The organism is Nonomuraea sp. NPDC001684 (genome assembly GCF_053596515.1).
Window position 1 is genome coordinate 1 of record NZ_JBSFGJ010000053.1, and the last position, 18,865, is coordinate 18,865.

Here is an 18,865-nt window from a genome sequence, read left to right on the forward strand (position 1 = left end):
GTCGTCCCGGACGAACGATGTGCCACCGGGGCGGCGCTAGCGTCGGGAGCGTGCTCGTCCCCGTGACCGGCCTCCCGCGTGCCAGCCTGGGCCGCGTCCTGGAGGAACTCGGTACCACCCTGCTCCAGGTCGTCTGCGGCGACGCCGGGCTCGCCCGCGACATCGGCGGCGTCGTCATCCACGACCCGCTCGACGAGCCCGAGCTGCCCGCCGACGCGCTCGTCCTCGGCGTCGGCCTGCACGACCCGGCCGAGATCGCGCAGGTCGTGGCCCGGCTCGGGCGGCACGGCGCCGCCGCGCTGGTCGTCCGCGCGCCCGTCGTCGCCGACGAACGGCTGGTCGCGGCGGCGGGCCGGGCGGGCGTGGCGGTGCTGGCCTTCGCCCGCGGCGCGTCCTGGACGCACCTGGCCGGCATGCTGCGCGAGCTGACCTCCGACGGCGGCCGGCTCGACCCCGACGCCCACGCCTCGGGCCGGATCGGGTCCGGCGACCTGTTCGCCGTGGCCAACGCCATCGCCGCGCTGCTCGACGCGCCCGTCACCATCGAGGACCGCCACTCGCGGCTGCTGGCCTTCTCCAGCCGCCAGGAGGACACCGACACCTCCCGTGTGCGGACGATCCTGGGCCGCCAGGTCCCCGAGCAGTACACCCGCATCCTGGAGGAACGCGGCGTCTTCCAGGCGATCTACCGCAGCGACCGGCCCGTCTTCGTGGCGCCCCTGCCCGACCCCGAGGGCCGGCAGCCGCCCGCGCTGCCCCGGGTGGCGATCGCGGTGCGCGCCGGCGACGAGATCCTCGGGACGATCTGGGTCGTCGTCCCCGAGCCGCTGGGCGAGGAGCGCAGCCAGGCGCTCTACGAGGCGTCCAAGCTGGTCGCGATGCACATGGTGTGGCAGCGCGCCGACGCCGACATGGAACGGCGGCTGCGGGCCGAGCTGTTGGGCACCGCGCTGGAGAGCGGGCCCGGCTCCCTGGAGGCCGCCCGCCGCCTGGGGCTGAAGGACGAGCCCGCGGTCGTCCTGGCGCTCACCGTCGTCGGCCCGGCGGGCGAGAGCCCGCTGCCCGCCCAGCTCGCCGCCGAGCGCAAGCGGCTCGCCGACGCCTTCGCCATGCACCTGTCGGCCGTGCACCCGCGGGCCGCCGCCGCGCTGGTCGGCGACGTCGCCTACGGCATCCTGCCGCTGCCGCAGAACCGGCAGGACGCCGACGAGCGCGCGGTCCTGGTGGCCACCGAGTTCCTGGCCCGGGTCGGCTCCCGCCTGCGCCCGCTGGTCGGGGTGGGCCGGCCGGCCGGGGACAACTCGGCCCTGGCCCGCTCGCGTTCGGGCGCCGACCGGGCGCTGCGCGTGCTGCGCTCGGGCGGCGCCGGACGGCAGGTGGCCCGCCTGGACGACGTGCACGTGGACGCGCTGCTGCTGGAGCTGGCCGACCTCGTGCCGCGCGGCGACGTCCCCAGCGGGCCGATCGCCCGGGTGGTCGCCTACGACAAGGAGCACCAGACGAGCCTGGTCGAGACGCTGGACGCCTGGCTCGACGCCTTCGGCGACGTCTCGGTGGCCGCCGCCGCGATGTTCGTGCATCCCAACACGTTCCGCTACCGGCTGCGGCGCGCGGCCGAGGTGGGCCGGATCGACCTCGGCTCCCCGGACGCGCGCCTGTCGGCCATGCTGCAGCTGCGCCTGATGTCGATCAGGTCCGCGCCGGACGACTGACCGGGCCGCGCAGGCCCAGCGTGCCGATGAGGAAGGCCAGCCATTCGGCGTCCTGGGCGACCGCCACGTCATGGGGGGTGGCCGCGCCGTGCCCGGCGTCGTCGAAGACGTGCAGCAGGACGGGCTCGTCCCCCTGCTGGGCCGCCTGGAGGCGGGCGGCGAACTTGCGCGCGTGCCAGGGACGGCAGCGCGGGTCCGTCGCCCCGGCCTGGAGGTAGACCGCGGGGAAGACGCCGGGGCGCACCCGCTCGTACGGCGACATCCGCAGCAGCCGCCGGACCTCCTCGGGGTCGTCCGGGTCCGCCCACGCCTTGCGGATGACGAAGTCGAGGTACGGGTCGCGGGTGCCGCCGATCAGGTCCAGCAGCGGCGCCCGCGGCAGGACGGCCCGCCACAGCTCGGGCCGGCTGGTGACGGCGATCCCGCACATGAGCCCGCCGTCGGAGCCGCCGGTCAGCGCCAGCCGGTCGGCGGCCGTCACGCCCTCGGCGATCAGGTGCTCGGCGACGGCCACCAGGTCGGAGTCGCGGACGTGCCGCCGCTCCCGGTGCGCGGCCCGGTACCAGTCCCCGCCGAACTCGCCGCCACCGCGCAGGTACGCCTGCACCAGCACTCCCCCGGCGGCGACGAAGGCGGCCAGGTCCGGCTGGTACTGGGGAAGCAGGGGCACGTTGGCCGCCCCGTAGGCCGAGACGAGCGCCGGCGCGGGCCGCGCCGGGTCGAGGCCGGCCGGGCGCACCACGTGGTACGGCACCGCGACCCCGTCGGCCGCCACCGCCTGCCCCTCTTCCACCTCGGCGTCGAGCGTGACCGCCGGGGCCGACAGGGTGTGCGGCACGCCCTGGCCGGGCCGGTGCCGGTAGACGCCCCAGGAGCTGGTCAGCGTGGAGAAGGCGAAGACGAAGTCGGCCGCGGGCGCGCCGGTGGCCAGGGCGGTCAGGGCGAAGAAGGGGGCGGCGAGCGCGCCCCGGCCGGGCAGCGGCACCTCCCCGGCGACGGCGCCCGCGCGGTCGAGGATCCGCACCCGGGCGAACGTCCGGTCGAACTCGCTGAGGTACAGGTGCTCGCCTACGGGCGTGAGCGAGCGCAGCACGGTCTCGCCCTCGGGGACCAGCTCCGTCCATCCCGACGGGTCGTCGGGGTCGGCGGCGTCGAGCGGGATGGCGACCACCCGGCCGCGCGGCGCGCCGACGTCGGTCACCGCCACGTAGCGGTCGCCGACGACGTGACCGGCGACCGTGCCGGCGCAGCTGGTGACGAAGGGCCGCCACGCGGACCCGGGCACGGACAGGTCGCGGACGGCGCACGGGATCGGGCTGCCCACCCGGTGCGCGGCCACGGCCCAGCGGCCGTCCGGGGAGAACTGGACGAGCGTGTACTCCCGCGAGCCCGCCGGGACCGGGATCGGCTCCACGACGGTCTCGCCCGGCGTCCCGAGGCGGTGGCTGAACACCGCCTGCCGGAACTCCTCCGGGGGGCCGGTGAGCGCGAGGAAGGAGAAGCCGCCGCTGTCGGGCGTCCAGGAGACGCCGCCGGCCCACGCGCTGTGCAGGACCTGGCCGGGCGCGTCGAGCGGGCGGCCGGTGTCCACCTCGACGAGCCGGATGGTGTTGTGCTCGCTGCCGTCGGTGCACACGCCGAGGGCCAGGACGCGGCCGTCCGGGGAGGGCGCCAGCCAGGACAGCACCGCGTCCTGCGTGCCGCCGAACCGCGCCAGGTCGGCCACCGTCCGGCCGGGGCCGTAGGGCTCGTCCGCGACGACCACGGTGGACGCCGTCCCGCCGGGCGGGGTGACCGGGCGGAACCAGCGGCCGGCCGCGTGCCTGGGCAGGGCCGGGCGGGATCCGGTGTCGAAGGCCAGGATCAGGTCCCGGACGGCCGCCGGGTCCTGCCCGTCGTAGGCGACGGCGGCGGCCAGCTCGGCCTGCCGCCGCTGCCACCGCCGCACCTCGGGCGTCTCCTCCTCCAGCCACCGGTACGGATCGGGCACGCGGACGCCCGCGACGTTCTCGACGACCTCGACGGTGCGCGCGGGCGGATAGGAAAGGGTCACGATGACTCCGGCGATTCAGGACGGGCAGGACGGGCGGCGGCGAACTCGGCCTGGAGCCGTTCGAACGCGCCGGGGACCCGGCTGACCCGGCGGACGTGGATCAGGGCGTCGTAGGCGGCCGGGAAGTCGTCCACCGGGTCGAGGCCGCCGCTCGCGAGCGTGCCGTCGATCCCGTCGAACAGCTCGCCCGGCGCGCGGCGCAGGTCGACGACGGTCACGGGCGGGCCGAGCCGGTCCAGCGGCGCCTCGACGCAGTTCGGCGGCAGGGTGCGCGCCTCCAGCGAGACGTCGCAGTCGAACGGGCGCGGGGAGCGCTGCGTGAAGCGCACCTCCGGGCCGGAGCCGTAGGTCGTGCCGACGACGACCAGGTCGTCTCCCAGGGACGCGGCGAGCAGGCCGCCCAGCGTCGGCCGGCCGTGGAAGGGCGAGCGCCGGACGTGGGAGTTGTGGGCGCTGACGACGATCCGCTGCTCCCGTTCGAGCACCCATTCCACGGTCTCGGCCATGAACCGGTCCCGGGGATAGGGCGCGCCCGCCGGCCCGGCCTCCCCCGCCTCGGCCTCGTCGGCGAACGCCTGGAGGGAGGCCGCGCACCGGCGCAGCACCGGGTCCGCCGACCGGAGCGCGCGCCCGGCCAGCTCGCGCAGCCCCGCGAGCAGGCGGGCCCGGCCCGCGGCGGGCATGGCCGCGTACCGGACCGCCGCCTCGGTGCGGCCGCCGAGGTCGCTCAGGATCAGCAGCTCCTCGTCGCCCGGTCCGGCCGGCATGCGGTCCAGGCACGCGCGCACCGCCGGGCCTGGCGAGGTGGACGAGCCGGGCAGGTCCATGCCGTAGAAGGAGACCTGCCCCGGGCCCGCCGAGTTGCGGCGGCGCATCCAGCGCAGCTGCCGCCGCATCGGCTCGCACTCGCCGAACCGGTAGGTGATGCCGTCGCGGGCGACCGTCGCGGCCGCGGCGGGCCCGCCGTGGACCCAGGCGTCCACGGCCAGCCCCTCGGCGAAGCCGGACTCCATCACGAACGCCGAGAACCCCAGCTCGCGGACGAGGATGCGGAACAGCCGGTCCTTGAGCCGGTAGAACTCGGTGACGTTGTGCGCCCCCTCGCCGACGGCCACCACACGGGCGTCGCCGACCAGCTCGCGCAGTGTGCGGGCGTCCGCGACGGCGGCGGCGGCCGGGTCGAGGTGGCGCAGCGGCCGGGCGAAGGCGTCGCGCGTCATGCGTGGAAGTACCAGAGCTCGGGCGTGTACAGGTAGCTGAGCAGGGCCCGGAACGACGACTGCGGGCCGGACAGCGTGTCCTTCCACACGACCAGGGTGTGCGGGGTCGGGAAGAACAGCACGGGCAGCTCCTGGGCGATCTTGGTCACCTCGGCCGACAGGGCCCCGGCGTCGGCGCCGAAGGTCGAGGCGTCGATGAGCCGGTCCACCTCGTCGTCGCGGTAGCCGCCCAGGTTGAAACTGCCCTTGGCGTTGAACACCGTGTTGCTGCTGGGGTAACCGGCCGCCAGGTAGAGCGGCCCGTAGTCCTGCATCGCCCACTCGTTCTTGTTCGCGGGCGCGAAGGTGTTGCCGTAGTTGGCGTACATGTAGGTGAGGGACTTGGTGACGATCTTGACCTCGACGCCGAGCTTCTTGGCCGCCGAGGCGAAGGCGACGTCCCGGGCGCCGACGTAGGCGGGGGTGTTCGCGGAGGCCAGGGTGAAGCTGATCTTCTGGCCGCGCGGGATGCCGGCGCCGCACTCGCCCGGCCCGGTGCCGGGCCGCACGCAGGTGGTGGAGCCGTTCGGGACCACCTGCCAGCCGTTGTCGGTGAGCAGCTTGGCCGCCGCCGCCGGGTCGTGCGGGTACGGCGGCGCGTCGCCGAAGGCCGGCGGGTACGGCGAGCCGCTGCCCGCGGTGCTGTAGTTGGGCGAGCCGGCGCCGTTGTAGATGCCCCGGCCGGCGATGTACCCCGGCTGGTCGATCAGGCGCTGGAGGGCCTGCCGGACGTACGGCTGCGCGATGATCTTGTCGAAGCCGTTCACGGTGTTGCCGAAGTTGATGGTCAGCGAGTCGAAGCGGGCGGGCGCGGGCGCGCCGTAGACGTTGAACCCCTTGGCCTTCAGCGCGCCGATCTGCGTGATGAAGCTGGAGTCGAGCGTGCCGACGGTCAGGTTCCCCGCCTTGAACTGGTTGAGCACCGCGGCGGCCGAGGTGAACGCCTTGAAGTCGACCTGGTCGAGCCGCGAGTCGCCGGGCCCGCTGTAGGACTCGTTGGGCGCCAGCGAGAACGAGCCGGTCGTCGGGTCGAAGCTCTTGAGCCGGAACGGGCCGTTCACCACCTGCCACAGCGGGTTCGTGGCGAACGTGGACTGCGACTCCGACTCCTTGGTGAGGTACTTGTAGATCGCCGTGGCGTTCTTCGGCTTGGTGTAGTCGAGGTGCGGGCCGCCCGCGCGGTCGATGTCCCACGCCTTGGACGGCATCACGTACAGCAGCGTCAGCATCGACATCAGGTACGACGGGTTGTACGCCGTCTCCAGTTCGAGGGTCAGCGTGTCGGGCGCGGCGGCCTTGGCGGTGACCCCGTCGGGGAACTGGCCCGGGGTGTAGAAGCTCCAGTTGGCCGGGCTCTCCGCGAGCGCCGCCTTGAGCAGCGTCAGAGAGAAGACGACGTCACCGGCGGTGACCGGGTTGCCGTCGGACCACTTGTAGTCCTTCATCTTGATGGTCACGGTCTTGCGGTCGGTGCTGTAGACGGGCGGCTCGGCCAGGCTCAGCTCGGCGTCGGCCACCTGGTCGCCCTCGCCGCTGGGCCGGTAGAGGGAGCGCCACATCAGGCCGCGGGCGATGACGGTCCCGTTGGCGGCGGCCGGCGGGTAGGGGTAGATGTAGTTCGGGCTGAGGCCGGGGGTCAGCGCGACCGTGACCGTGCCGCCGTCCTTGGGCTTGCCCGACTGCGCCGGCTGGCTGGCGTACCCCGCGGCGGGGTCCTTCGCGGCGCCCCCGCCGCCGGTGCACGCTGTGGCGAGCACCGCCACCGCGGCGGCGAGCGCCACCGCCAGGCGTGCTCGCTGCTTTCCGGACACGTGCGTCATTGCAGGCTCCCTACATGTGGGGGTGGAGATGTCAGTCGGCGTTCATCGGTCGGCGGACGTCAGTCGGCCCGGCGCCCGACGGCGTCGCGCAGGGCGTCGGCGAGCAGGTTGAGCGCCAGCACCGTCAGGACGATGCAGCCCCCGACCGGGTAGATCAGCCACCAGTAGTCGGCCGAGATGTAGGCGACGCCGCCGGCGAGCTGGCTGCCCCAGTCCTCGGTCGGGTACGTCAGCCCGAACCCGAGGAAGCCCAGCGCCGCCACGACCAGGATCGCGTCGGCGACCTGGAACGTGATGTTGACGATGATCACGCCGAGCGCGTTCGGGATCAGGTGGGTGAGGATGAGCCGCCGGCGGGAGGCGCCCATCACCCGCGCGGCCAGCACGAACTCGCGAACCCGCAGCGTCAGCACCTCGCCGCGGACCAGCCGGGCGGAGACCAGCCAGGAGAACCCGCCGATGACCAGGCTCAGCGACAGCGCGTCGGCGTGGAAGCGGGCCGACAGGATCAGGACGAAGAACAGGAACGGCACCGAGAGCATGACGTCGACCAGGCGCATGAGGAAGCCGTCCACGACGCCGCCGGCCAGGCCGGCGACCGCGCCGTACAGGGTGCCGATCGCGGTGGCGAACAGGGCGGCGAGCAGGCCGATCTGCAGCGACAGGCGGCCGCCGGCCATCAGCCGGCCGAGCACGTCGAAGCCGTTGGCGTCCGTGCCGAGCGGATGGCCGGGGCCGGGCGGCAGGGCCGCGTTGACCAGGTCCACGTCGATCTGGTTGGTGCGGTAGAGCAGCGGCCCGAGGAAGCAGAACCCGGCGATCAGCAGCAGGAGCAGGCCGCCGGTCAGGCCGAGCGGGCTGCGCCGCAGCCCGCGCAGCACCGAGCGCCGGCTCCGCGCCGGGACGGCCTCGGCCTCGGGCCGGGCCTCCACGTTCTGTGTGGTCATTTCGTCAGCTCGATTCGGCGGTCGGCGGCGGCGACGACGAGGTCGGCGACGAAGTTGCCGGCCACGGTCAGGACGCCCCCGACGAGGGTGTAGGCGAGCAGCACCGGATAGTCCTCGCGTTGCAGGCTGTTGAGGAACAGCAGGCCGAGGCCGGGATAGTTGAACAGCGACTCGACGATCAGGTTGCCCGCCAGGAGGGTGGGGATGAGCGTGCCGACCAGGGTGACCAGCGGCAGGCAGGCGTTGCGCAGCAGGTGGCGCAGCAGGATCAGCCGCTCGGGCAGCCCCTTGGCCCGCGCCACCCGGATGTAGTCCTGGCCGAGCTGGTCAAGGGCCGAGGAGCGCTGGTACTGCGCGAAGACCGCGACGCTCGCCGCGGCCAGCGTGATGACCGGCAGCGCCATCGCCCGCGGATCGGTGAGGACGACCCAGGGCGAGTGCGACTGGGACGCCTCCGCCGGGAAGATCGGCAGCGCCTGGCTGAAGACGGCGATGAGGATCAGCCCGAGCAGGAACGACGGCGTCGCGTAGAGCACGTACGAGACCGCCGTGAGCAGCCGGTCGGCGACGCTGTTGCGCCAGACCGCCTGCAGCACGCCGAGCGGCACGGCGATCACCAGGGCCAGCGCCAGGCCGGCCGCCGAGAGCATCGCGCTGCGGCCGGCGTTCTGCCCAAGCAGGGTGGCCACGTTCTCGTTCAGCTTGTACGACCTGCCCAGGTCTCCCCGGGCGAGCTGGCCCAGGTAGCCGACGTACTGGGCGAGGACCGGGCGGTCGTACCCGTGCTGCCGGTTGAAGTCGGCGACCGCCTCGGGCGAGGCGCGCTGCCCCAGGACCACCCGCCCGGGGCTGTCCGAGACGAGGTGCAGCAGCAGGAACACCACCGCGGAGATGCCGAGCAGGACGACGACCGAGATCGCCAGGCGCCGGACGACGTACCAGGTCATGACCGGGAGGCTCCCTTCAGCGGGGTGGCCGCGGGTTCGAGCGGCTGGAGCGGGTGGTGGCAGGCGACCTGGTGGCTGCCGGTGACCGGCCGCGGAAGGGGCTCGGCCTGGGCGCACAGGTCGTCGGCCAGGGCGCAGCGGGTGCGGAAGCGGCAGCCGCTGGGCGGGTCGATCGGGCTCGGCAGCTCGCCGCGTACGCGTTCGCCGCGCGGCTGCCGGGCCTGCGGGTCCGCGTCGGGGACGGCGGCCAGCAGGCCGGCGGTGTAGGGGTGGGCGGGGGCGCCGTACACCTCTTCGGTGGTCCCGGTCTCGACCAGCTTGCCCAGGTACATGACGCCGACCCGGTCGGCCAGGTACCGCACGACGGCGAGGTCGTGCGAGATCACCACGCTGCTGAGGCCGCGTTCGAGCTGGACGGCGCGCATGAGGTTGAGCACCTGGGAGCGGATGGACACGTCCAGGGCGCTGACCGGCTCGTCGGCGACCAGCACCGCCGGGTCCAGGGCCAGGGCGCGGGCCAGGTTCACCCGCTGCCGCTGCCCGCCGGACAGCTCGTGGGGGTAGCGCTCCATGACGCCCGCGGGAAGGCCGACGTCCCGCAGCAGCTCGCGGGCGCGGGCCGTGCGGTGGGCGCGGTCGCCCGCGCCCTGGATCGCCAGCGGCTCGCGCAGAATCGTGCCGATGCGCATGCGGGGGTCGAGGGCGGCGCCGGAGTCCTGGAACATCATCTGCAGCCGGCTCCGGCGCGGGCCGAGCGCCCGCGCGCCCATCCGGCTGACCGGCTCGCCGTCGAAGATCACCTCGCCGGAGGTGGGCCGGTCGAGGGCGACGAGCATCCTGCCCAGGGTGGACTTCCCGCATCCCGACTCGCCGACCAGCCCGAACGTCTCCCCCGCCGCCACCTCGAAGCTCACGCCGGAGACCGCCTTGAGGGTGCGGCGCGCGCCGAACAGGCCCCTGCCGCCGATCGGGTACTCGCGCCTGAGGTCGACGACGCGCAACCGCGGCGCGCGCTCCGCGGACGCCGCGGGCTCCGCCGGGCGGGTGCGGAAGCGGCTCTGGACCCGGTCGGCCGGTCCGGTGGCCGGATGGTGGCAGGCGTGGACGTGCCCGCCGTCCTCGGCCACGGGGGCCGGACGCTCCTCGCGGCACCGGTCGGTGGCGGCGTCGCAGCGCGGCGCGAACGGGCAGCCGGGCCCGGCCGCGGTCAGGTCGGGCGGCGCGCCGGGGATGCTGAACAGCCGCTCGTCCCGGTCGTGGGTGAGCGAGGGGATCGAGGCCAGCAGCGCGTGCGTGTAGCGGTGCCGGGTCCGGGCGAAGAGCACGGGGGTGGGGGCGGTCTCGGCCAGGCGGCCGGCGTACATGACGCCGACGCGGTCGGCGTGCCGGGCGATGACGCCCATGTCGTGGGTGATGAGGATCATCGACATGCCGAGCCGGGAGCGCAGGCCGTCCAGGAGGTCGAGGATCTCGGCCTGGATGGTGACGTCGAGCGCCGTGGTGGGCTCGTCGGCGATGACGACCCGCGGCTCGCAGGCCAGCGCCATCGCGATCATCACGCGCTGCCGCATGCCGCCGGAGAGCTGGTGCGGGTAGTCGTCCATGCGCTCGGCCGGGCGGGGCAGGCCGACCAGGGCGAGCACCTCGGCGGCGCGTTCGCGGGCGGCCCGCCTGGAGGCGCCGTGGTGCAGCCGGACCGGCTCGGCGACCTGCTCGCCGATGCGCCGGGTCGGGTTCAGCGCCGTCAGCGAGTCCTGGAACACCATCGCGATCTCGTTGCCGCGCAGGGCCCGGTAGCGCGCGGCGGGCAGGCCGACCAGCTCCTCGCCGCCGAAGTCGATCGAGCCGCCGGTCACCCGGCCGCCGGCCGGCAGCATGCCCATGATCGCGAGACCGGTCATGGACTTGCCGGACCCGGTCTCGCCGACGATCCCCAGGGTCTCGCCGCGGTTCAGCACCAGACTGACGTCCGAGACCGGGCGGACGACCCTGTCGCCGCGCCGGATCTCGACCGACAGATCCCGGATCGCCAGCACGCGATCGCTCTCCAAATCCATCCGACGATAGTGGGACCCGCGTCCCCGGCGGTGTTCGTCGCGGACATCGAACGTTGGGGCCGGGGTTCGTCCGGGCGTACCAACTGATCAGCACGGTGCGGAGACGGGGGCGGGCATGAGAACGGCCCGCCGGCGCTGTGCGCGGGCGGGCCGTTCTCGCGGGGTCAGCCGGACGTGCGGCGGTCGGCGCGGCCGTCGTGCAGGTAGAGGGCGCGGCCGGTCCCGTCGTCGCCGAGGAAGGCGATCGGGGCGTGCGCGCCGCGCTCGGGTTCGAGGGGGATCAGCACGTCGTCGCGCCAGGCGGCCAGCTCGGTGCGGTACGGCACCTCGTCCAGGTCGGCGGTGATGCCCACGGGCGTCCGGCGCAGCCACAGCCGCCCGGCGCCGTCCAGGGTCACCTCCGTCTCGCAGGTGCTCGACGTGTACGTGCCGGCGTACCGGGCCGCGTTCGCGGGCGGGACGGGGGCCGGGCCGGGCACCGGCGGCGCGGGCAGCTCGACCCCGCCCAGCTCGCCCAGCACGCGGCCGGTGATCTCGGCGAACACGGGCCGCGTCCGCCCGCCGTTGGCGACGACGACCACGGCCACGTCGCGCCCCGGCGCCACGCGCAGGCACGCCGCCTGGCCGACGGTGCTGCCGTCGTGGCCGAAGACCGCGCCGCCGGGCCGGTCGAAGAGCTCCCAGCCCAGGCCCCAGGCCGTGCCCTGGGCGAAGTCGGGCAGCCTGACCTGCGGCCGCCGCATCTCCGCGACGCTCTCCGCGCTCAGCACGCGGGCTCCGTCCGGGCCGGTGCCGCCGGCGAGGTGCATGCGGGCGAAGGCCAGCAGGTCACGCGGCGGCATCGCCAGCATCGACCCGGCGGGCGCGTTCGAGCGGGCCAGCGCCCACACCGGGGTCGGCCGGTACGGGCCGTCCGGCGTGCGCTGGACGTGGCCGACCGCCGTGCGGTGCACGATCGCCTCGTACGGGTCGCAGGCGGCGTGGGTCATGCCGAGCGGCGTGAGCAGGTGGTCGCGCAGGCACGCGTCGAACGGCTTGCCCCGCACGACCTCGATGATCCGGCCCAGCACGCAGTAGCCGGCGTTGTTGTAGGAGAACATCTCGCCGGGCTCGAACAGCTGCGGCACGTCGTGCAGGACGTCGAGGAAGCGTTCGACGCAGTCGTCGCCCTTGCCGGTGTCGGTGAAGACGTCCCCCTCGAAGCCCGCGACGTGGCACATGAGCTGGCGCGGGGTGATCCGCCGGGCGGCCCGCTCGTCGCCGATCCGGAACGCCGGGAGGCGGTCGCGCACGGGCGCGTCCAGGTCGAGCAGGCCCTCGTCGGCCAGTTGCATGGCCAGCGTCGCGGTCAGCACCTTGGTGATCGAGCCGATCTGGAACAGGGAGCCGGGGGTCGCCTCGACGCCCGTCGCCGTGCTCAGCGTCCCGGCCGCGACCTCGACCGTCCGGCCGCCCGCGTGGACCGCGACGGCGGCCCCGGGCACCTGGTTCTCGGCGAGCAGTCCCGCCAGCCGGTGACGCAGCCACGCATCGATCTCCTCCAGCTCCGGCACCGGTGTCCCCCCTGGTCGACTCCGCCCGACCCTAGAGCCGGCGGGGACCGCCCGGTTCGTCCACCGTCACTATGACGGCCCCGGTTCTTCGTCGGAACGACCCAGACCGATGTGATCTATGACAGATATTTCAGTATTGCCTGACTCGCTGTCATATGCGATGTTCCGCTCACAAGCCGCATGAGCACAGCTCATGTCACCCCCGGAGAAAGGCGTTTCCATGCGTCGAATCTCAACCCTGTTAGCCCTGGCCTCCGGCGTCTGCCTGGCACTGTCCGGCTGGGCCACCGCCGCCGAGGCCGACTCCCCGGCCGCCGCCGACCAGCAGCGCTACATCGTCCAGCTCTCTGGCGTGTCGCGGGCGCAGGTGGCGAACGAGGCGCAGCAGCAGGTCACGGCGCACAAGGGCGTGCTGGTGGGAACCTACCGGTACGCCTTCAACGGCTACTCGGCCCTCTTCACCCCCGAGGAGGCCGCCAAGCTGAAGGGCGATCCCGGTGTGCTCACCGTCGAGCCCGACCACGAGGTGCACGCCTTCGCGCAGACCGTGCCGAGCGGCATCAAGCGCATCTTCGCCGACCAGAACATCAACCTCGACATCGACGGCACCGACGACGTCCGCGTCGACGTGGACGCGGCGGTCGTGGACACCGGCGTCGACCTCGACCACCCCGACCTGAACGTGGTGGCCAGCACCAACTGCACCAGCGGCGTCTGCTCGGGCACCGGCGACGACGACAACGGGCACGGCAGCCACGTGGCCGGCACGATCGGCGCCATCGACAACGCCGTCGGCGCGGTCGGCGTCGCCCCCGGCGCCCGCATCCACGCCGTCAAGGTGCTCAACTCGGCGGGCTCCGGCACGCTGGCCGGCATCGCCGCCGGTCTCGACTGGGTCGTGGCCAGGGCGAGCACGATCGAGGTCATCAACCTGAGCCTCGGCTGCCAGGGCTGCAGCAGCTCCGCGATCAGCAACGCGATCACGAACGCCACCAACGCGGGCATCGTCGTCGTCGTGGCCGCCGGCAACAGCTCGGCCGACGCCTCCGGCTTCTTCCCCGCCAACCACCCCGACGTCGTCACCGTCTCGGCCGTGACCGACTTCGACGGCCAGCCCGGCGGCCTGGCCGGCACGATCACCGTGCCGTGCCGCACCGACGGCGCGACCGACACCGACGACACCCTCGCCTGGTTCTCCAACTACGGCACCACGGTCGAGGTCGCCGCCCCCGGCACCTGCATCTACTCCACGTGGATGAACGGCGGCTACAACACCATCAGCGGCACCTCCATGGCCAGCCCGCACGTCGCGGGCGCCGCGGCCGTGCTGACCAGCGGCTCGAACAAGCCCACCACCCGGGCGGGAGCGCTGGCCGTACGGGACAAGCTCAAGGCCACGGGCAACCTCAACTGGACCGACGACGCCAGCGACGGGGTCAAGGAGCCGCTGCTCGACGTGCACGACGCCACGCAGTACCCGCCGACGACCGGTGGCAACCAGCCGCCGGTGGCGAGCTTCACCCAGTCGTGCGACAACACCACGCGGGCGTGCTCGTTCAACGGCTCCGGCTCCAGCGACCCGGACGGCAGCATCGCCTCCTACGCGTGGACCTTCGGCGACGGCTCCACCGGCAGCGGCGCGACCGTGTCGCACACCTACGCCGCCGCGGGCACGTACACCGTGGCCCTCACCGTGACCGACAACGGCGGGGCCACGAACTCCACCAGCAAGAGCATCACGGTCGGGACCACCCCAGGGAACTGCACCGGCTACCAGACGCCGTTCTCCGGCAACCTGACCAGCGGGCAGAACGTGTACTACCCGAACAGCTCCGGCTACACGGCCGCCGCCGGGACGCACCGGGCGTGCCTCGACGGGCCCTCCGGCGTGGACTTCGACCTGTACCTGCAGAAGCAGGGCATCCTCGGCTGGACCACGGTGGCCAGCAGCGCGGGCAGCGGGCCTGACGAGTCGCTGACCTACAACGGCACGGCGGGCACCTACCGCATCCGCGTGTACGCGTACAGCGGAAGCGGCGCCTACACGGGCGGTTACACCAAGCCGTAACCCCACACCTCCGCGACCCCGTGCCCCACACGGGGTCGCCCCCGTTCTCCGGCCTCCCACCTTCTCCCACACGGGATCGCGCTCCCCCATCCGCGTTTAGACCCGATCTCGGGCACGCCGCGCCCGGCCCCGCTGCGGCCGCTCACGAGCCGGGCTCGCCGGGGATCGTCAGGGTCGCCGGACCGTGCCCGCCCCCGCCGTGAGCCGGGGTTCGAGCTCGGGGAAGGAGCCGTCGCCGAACAGGATCCGCGCGGCCAGCGCCCGGCCGGGACGGGTGCGCAGGACGGTCACCGCGGCCTCCGCCGCGACCGGTGACCGGATCCCCGCCGACAGCCGCCGCAGCAACAACCGGCCCCGGAACCGGGCCCGCAGCGCGGCCCCGTCGTACCGCTTCAGCACCTCTCGGTCACCGGTGCGCAGATAGTCGGCGATCACCGACGCGGCCAGCTCGGACATCCGCAGGCAAGGGTCCAGCCCACCGGCCGTCAGGGGCGACACCGCGCCCGCCGCGTCCCCGACCAGCAGCCCGTCCTGGCACGCCAGCCGCCGCAGCACGCCCCCGACCGGGATCGGGCCTCCCCGGCGCTCGACCGGCCCGGCGGGCGTCGCGCGACCGGGCGCGTCGGCGGCGAAGGCGTCCAGCAGACGGCGGACGCCGGCCCGCATCGCTCCCGGCTCCCCCGCGACCCCCACATGGGCGTGCCGCCCGTCGTCCACCACCCACCCGAGGTACCCCGGAGCCACCCGGGGATCCAGCACGCAGTGGAACGCCGGAACGCCCGAACCCGGCGCGACGGCATGGACGATCTCGGCGCCGACGAGAAAGCGCCGGTTGACGTCGAGACCGAGATCACGCGCCACCCGCGACCGTGCCCCATCCGCCCCCACGACGAACCTGACCCCCACCACCTCCACCCCCACGACGCCGTCCACGCCCTCCGCGCCCTCCGCGCCGCTTGTGCGCTCCAGGCGTACGAGGCCCGATGAGGTGCCCGTGTAGCGGACGCCCAGCAGGACGCGGGCGCCGGCCGACTCCGCCGCGCGGCGGGCGTGCTCGTAGACGGCGGCCATGTCGGCCACCCGGAACTCGTCCCGGTCGCTGGTGAGCCGGATCGGCGAGCGCCGCGACGGCGGATACAGCAGGACGTCCCGGACACCGGGCCCGAGCAGGTGGCCGGGAACGTCGAAGTCGTCGAGCGTGCGGCGTACGAAGATCCCGGTGGTCCGGACGCCGGCCGACAACGACCTGCGGCGATCGACGACCATGACGTCCAGCCCCCGCCGGGCCAGCAGGCGGGCGGTGCTCAACCCGGCCAGCCCCGCCCCCACCACCAGAACGTCCACTGTCTGCATATTCCGGGACGTTAGGCCCGAACGCCCACCCAAGGGGCAGTCTGCACGGTACCCGCCCCCAACCTGCACACCCCCACCACACCACCGGCGGCACGTTCACACAGAGGCCCGAGGCCGGCAGTCAGGGCCGCGCATCCCCGCACACGGGCGAGGGCCGTCAGCGCACCGCGCCCCCACGGGCGAGGGATGTCAGCGCACCGCGCCCACGACCGCCTTGCCCTCGCGGGCCGCCGCCGCGTAGAACGGCGCCAGCGCCTCCAGCCCTTCGTACGTCCCGCCCGCGTGACCGGCGCCGAACCTCCACCCCTCCTCGGCCAGGCCCCGCGCGACCGCCGCCACCTGCCCGGGATCCAGCGCGAACGGCGGGCCGTAGCCGACCTCGCACCCGGCCACGTCGTTCGCGCCGTCCTCGCCGGTGGCCGCCGCCAGCCAGGGGAAGCAGTGCCTCCATCGCGCGGTGCCGTGCTCCGCCTCGGCGCGTCCCTCGGCGATGGCGGTGAGCGAGCGGTGGTCGTCCGCGAACACGTCCGTCTCTGGAGGGAGACCGCGCGACCGGCCCTCAATGACGGCCCCGATGAGGGTGGGGTCGGCCCGTACGGACTCCAGCAGCGCGGCCTCGATCTTCGCGAGGCTCAACCTCATCGACACGATCAGGAATCGTACGCGGCGCCCGGCACGTCCGGATGCTCCTGGAGTGCGGCGAACGGCCCCCGATCGACCACGATCACCTTGTCGCCGGCGTATCCGTCCAGGTCAGCGGCGTTCCAGCTCTCGCCCGGCCTGATCTGGTGGAACCGGAACGTCGCGCTGGTCTCGTTCGCGGTCACGACGCAGCGCACCGGGCCGCGCGGGTGCAGGGCGCGCACGAGCCGGACGACCTCCAGGGCGAGCGCCACGCCGTGCAGCAGCAGCACGCGCTGGCCGTCGTCGCCGATCCCCGGCGCGTGATCGACGGTGACGACCTCGACCGGGACGAAGTCCTCCAGATGCACGGAACTTTGGTCGCATTCCCAGCCGGTGAGGTCGTGGAAGGGCGCGGGGGCACGTTCGGCGCCGTCCGTCGAGGCGGCCCAGCCGAGCACCTCACCCCGCCGGACCAGCCCCTGGGCCACCCGTTCCCGCAGACCTGGCGCGAGGCCGCCCGGCGGCGCCGGCAGGGCCGGGCCGCCCGGCACACCGAGCAGACCGGCCGCGGAGTCGTTCATCGTCACGCGCAACACACCCTCCATGATCCCGGCCACGGCGCCCCCGCGAGCAGCCGGGCGACCATGCGGCCCGGAAGCCAAGGGACCGGGGGCCCGAGGGGCCAAGGGATCAGGGGCCCGGGCCCGGGAACCGGGAACCGGGAACCGGGAACCGGGAACCGGGAACCGGGAACCGGGAACCGGGAACCGGGAACCGGGGGTCAGGGAAGCAGGTGGAGGAGTTCGGCTTCTTCGTCGGTGGTGAGGCCGGCGCGGGTCACCCGGTGGCCGGAGGCGCGCAGCCAGGCGAGCGTGTCGCGGGCGGTGTCGGCGACCGGGCGGATGCGCAGCCCGGCGGCCAGCGTGGCGGAGGTGTCCCGGGCCATGAACCCGGCGTATTCCGGCAAAGGCAACCACAACGGCAGCGAACGCGGCCCGGCCCACGGCTCGACCTTGTGCCCGGCGAGGAACTCCTGGCCCGCCCAGACGAGCTCCGGCGCCACCGCCAGCCCCTCGGCGATGCCCGCCAGCATCTCCCCCCTGGTGAAGGGCATGGAGATGCCGTCGTAAGGGCCGGTCAGCCCGGCCTGGGCCGCGTCGAGCGTCCAGGCCGCGAGATCGCGTACGTCGACGAGCTGCACCAGATCGCCGGGCGAGCCGGGAGCCAGCACGCGGCCGCCGCGCGCCAGCCGCTCGACCCAGTAAGTGAACCGGTCGGACTGGTCCTCGGGGCCGACGATCAGCCCGGCCCGTACGTGCAGCGCGCCGTCGCCGAGGATCTGCTCGCACGCCACCTTGGCCGGCCCGTAGTTCTCCGGGTCGCTCTCGTCGGCGCCGGCGGGCAACGGGTCGTGCAGCACCTGATTGACCCGGGTCGCGTCGGAGTAGACGCTGCACGACGACACGAACGTGTAGTGACCGGCCCGGCCCGCCAGCTCCGTGACCGCGCGCCGCACCTGGCTGGGCAGCCTGGCGACGTCGACGACCAGGTCGAACGACCCCTTCAGCGGCGCGAGCCCGCCGTCTTCGGCCCGGTCGACCCGGACGAACTCCACGCCCGAGGGCGGCTCGCCAGCCACGCCGCGCGCCGCGCACACCACCTCGTGCCCGCGGTCGCGGGCCTGCCGCGCGATCTCCCTGGACAGAAACCTCGTGCCGCCGAGAACAAGTGTCCGCATGCCTGCCATCCTGGCCCACCCGGCCCGTCCGGACCCCCGCTCTTCACTTCCAGCGCAACACTCCCCCGGCGGCGGGACGTCCGCGAAAGGGGCCGATCGCCTTCAGCGGTCATGTATCCGCAGAGCGGCGGACATGCTCTCATAGGGGTGATTCGGGGACTCAGTTCAAGTCAGGCGAGGAGACATGCCCGAACCAGGCTCCCCAGAACCCGGCATTTCCGGCGACGGCTCCCGTCGTACGGCGCCGACCATCGAAGAGGCCGCCCGGACGATCCTGCTCGACGTCGCCCCCGAGGAGGTGCGCTTCCTGCCCCTGGCCTGCGCGGACTTCTTCGGCAACCCGGCCGCCCGCAGACGCGCGGTCCGCGCCACGCTGCGCGGACGCGAACGCGACCAGCCCACCGGCTTCGACGCGGGCGAGGGCATGCAGCTCGTGCTCGGCGTGGTTCTGACCCTGCTCAACGGCGTGGCCTGCGAGGTGCTGACGGGCATGACCACCGAACGGGTCGACCGGCTGCGGGCCCGGTGGCGGGAGCGCCGCCGTCGCAGGGCGCTGACCTCGGCCGTCGCCCCGCAGGGCGAGCGCACGCCGTTGCCCAGGGTCAGCGCGGTCGAGGCGGCGGCGATCGGCGCGCAGGCGGCCGAGATCGTGCTGGCGGCGGGGATGCCCGAGGAGCTGGCCCAGCGCGTCAACACGCTGCTCGCCGCGGCCCTCATCGACCCGCGGCCCTGAC

General features: G+C 74.1%; 14 protein-coding genes. 3 read left to right on the forward strand and 11 right to left on the reverse strand.

The window, feature by feature from the left end:
* The first annotated feature begins 50 nt into the window (after positions 1-50).
* Complete coding sequence (locus tag ACWCSD_RS13360) at positions 51-1,712, forward strand: helix-turn-helix domain-containing protein (protein WP_449914744.1); 1,662 nt, start codon at positions 51-53, stop codon at positions 1,710-1,712.
* Here the strand turns inward: ACWCSD_RS13360 and ACWCSD_RS13365 are convergent.
* From ACWCSD_RS13365 to ACWCSD_RS13395, 7 genes are all read right to left on the reverse strand, one after another.
* Positions 1,690-3,765, reverse strand: a complete 2,076-nt coding sequence (locus ACWCSD_RS13365) for a prolyl oligopeptidase family serine peptidase (RefSeq protein ID WP_449914746.1) — start codon at positions 3,763-3,765, stop codon at positions 1,690-1,692. The genes ACWCSD_RS13360 and ACWCSD_RS13365 overlap by 23 nt on opposite strands.
* Complete coding sequence (locus tag ACWCSD_RS13370; RefSeq protein ID WP_449914749.1) at positions 3,762-4,985, reverse strand: erythromycin esterase family protein; 1,224 nt, start codon at positions 4,983-4,985, stop codon at positions 3,762-3,764. The genes ACWCSD_RS13365 and ACWCSD_RS13370 overlap by 4 nt, the downstream gene beginning before the upstream one ends.
* Positions 4,982-6,844 (reverse strand): ABC transporter substrate-binding protein, encoded by a 1,863-nt coding sequence (locus tag ACWCSD_RS13375; RefSeq protein WP_397164006.1) that lies wholly within the window; start codon positions 6,842-6,844, stop codon positions 4,982-4,984. Before ACWCSD_RS13375 ends, ACWCSD_RS13370 begins: the two co-directional genes overlap by 4 nt.
* A gap of 59 nt (positions 6,845-6,903) precedes the next feature.
* The gene (locus ACWCSD_RS13380; protein WP_352353874.1) at positions 6,904-7,791 is read right to left on the reverse strand and encodes an ABC transporter permease; all 888 of its coding nucleotides are present in this window, start codon (positions 7,789-7,791) and stop codon (positions 6,904-6,906) included.
* Positions 7,788-8,738 carry an ABC transporter permease gene (locus ACWCSD_RS13385; RefSeq protein ID WP_449914752.1) on the reverse strand — a complete coding sequence of 317 codons (951 nt, stop codon included), beginning with the start codon at positions 8,736-8,738 and terminating at the stop codon, positions 7,788-7,790. The genes ACWCSD_RS13380 and ACWCSD_RS13385 overlap by 4 nt, the downstream gene beginning before the upstream one ends.
* Positions 8,735-10,795: a dipeptide ABC transporter ATP-binding protein gene (locus ACWCSD_RS13390; protein ID WP_449914755.1), complete on the reverse strand. Its 2,061-nt coding sequence runs from the start codon at positions 10,793-10,795 to the stop codon at positions 8,735-8,737. Before ACWCSD_RS13390 ends, ACWCSD_RS13385 begins: the two co-directional genes overlap by 4 nt.
* A 164-nt stretch (positions 10,796-10,959) precedes the next feature.
* A complete protein-coding gene (locus ACWCSD_RS13395) occupies positions 10,960-12,348 on the reverse strand; it encodes a serine hydrolase domain-containing protein (protein ID WP_449914758.1) in 1,389 nt (462 codons plus the stop codon).
* 220 nt (positions 12,349-12,568) lie between these two features.
* On the opposite strand from ACWCSD_RS13395, the gene ACWCSD_RS13400 reads away from it, so the two are divergent.
* Entirely contained in the window at positions 12,569-14,416 is a 1,848-nt protein-coding gene (locus ACWCSD_RS13400) for a S8 family serine peptidase (RefSeq protein ID WP_449914761.1), read from the forward strand.
* 168 nt (positions 14,417-14,584) lie between these two features.
* On the opposite strand, the gene ACWCSD_RS13405 is transcribed toward ACWCSD_RS13400, so the two are convergent.
* The 4 genes from ACWCSD_RS13405 to ACWCSD_RS13420 all read right to left on the reverse strand — a co-directional run bounded on the left by ACWCSD_RS13405 (position 14,585) and on the right by ACWCSD_RS13420 (position 18,131).
* Positions 14,585-15,769 (reverse strand): FAD-dependent oxidoreductase, encoded by a 1,185-nt coding sequence (locus tag ACWCSD_RS13405; protein ID WP_449914764.1) that lies wholly within the window; start codon positions 15,767-15,769, stop codon positions 14,585-14,587.
* 189 nt (positions 15,770-15,958) lie between these two features.
* Positions 15,959-16,417: a hypothetical protein gene (locus tag ACWCSD_RS13410; RefSeq protein WP_449914766.1), complete on the reverse strand. Its 459-nt coding sequence runs from the start codon at positions 16,415-16,417 to the stop codon at positions 15,959-15,961.
* 2 nt (positions 16,418-16,419) lie between these two features.
* Positions 16,420-16,980, reverse strand: coding sequence for a hypothetical protein (locus ACWCSD_RS13415; protein ID WP_449914769.1), 561 nt, complete (start codon positions 16,978-16,980; stop codon positions 16,420-16,422).
* A 194-nt stretch (positions 16,981-17,174) separates the two neighbouring features.
* Positions 17,175-18,131 (reverse strand): epimerase, encoded by a 957-nt coding sequence (locus ACWCSD_RS13420; protein ID WP_449914772.1) that lies wholly within the window; start codon positions 18,129-18,131, stop codon positions 17,175-17,177.
* A gap of 184 nt (positions 18,132-18,315) precedes the next feature.
* Between ACWCSD_RS13420 and ACWCSD_RS13425 the strand changes: the two genes are divergently transcribed.
* Positions 18,316-18,864 carry a hypothetical protein gene (locus tag ACWCSD_RS13425; RefSeq protein ID WP_449914774.1) on the forward strand — a complete coding sequence of 183 codons (549 nt, stop codon included), beginning with the start codon at positions 18,316-18,318 and terminating at the stop codon, positions 18,862-18,864.
* Position 18,865: the final 1 nt, after the last annotated feature.

Coding starts and splice junctions, on each gene's coding strand:
- ACWCSD_RS13370 (WP_449914749.1), bottom strand. CDS start 4,985: ATGACGCGCGACGCCTTCGCCCGGCCGCTGCGCCACCTCGACCCGGCC.
- ACWCSD_RS13375 (WP_397164006.1), bottom strand. CDS start 6,844: ATGACGCACGTGTCCGGAAAGCAGCGAGCACGCCTGGCGGTGGCGCTC.
- ACWCSD_RS13380 (WP_352353874.1), bottom strand. CDS start 7,791: ATGACCACACAGAACGTGGAGGCCCGGCCCGAGGCCGAGGCCGTCCCG.
- ACWCSD_RS13385 (WP_449914752.1), bottom strand. CDS start 8,738: ATGACCTGGTACGTCGTCCGGCGCCTGGCGATCTCGGTCGTCGTCCTG.
- ACWCSD_RS13390 (WP_449914755.1), bottom strand. CDS start 10,795: ATGGATTTGGAGAGCGATCGCGTGCTGGCGATCCGGGATCTGTCGGTC.
- ACWCSD_RS13400 (WP_449914761.1), top strand. CDS start 12,569: ATGCGTCGAATCTCAACCCTGTTAGCCCTGGCCTCCGGCGTCTGCCTG.
- ACWCSD_RS13405 (WP_449914764.1), bottom strand. CDS start 15,769: ATGCAGACAGTGGACGTTCTGGTGGTGGGGGCGGGGCTGGCCGGGTTG.
- ACWCSD_RS13420 (WP_449914772.1), bottom strand. CDS start 18,131: ATGCGGACACTTGTTCTCGGCGGCACGAGGTTTCTGTCCAGGGAGATC.
- ACWCSD_RS13425 (WP_449914774.1), top strand. CDS start 18,316: ATGCCCGAACCAGGCTCCCCAGAACCCGGCATTTCCGGCGACGGCTCC.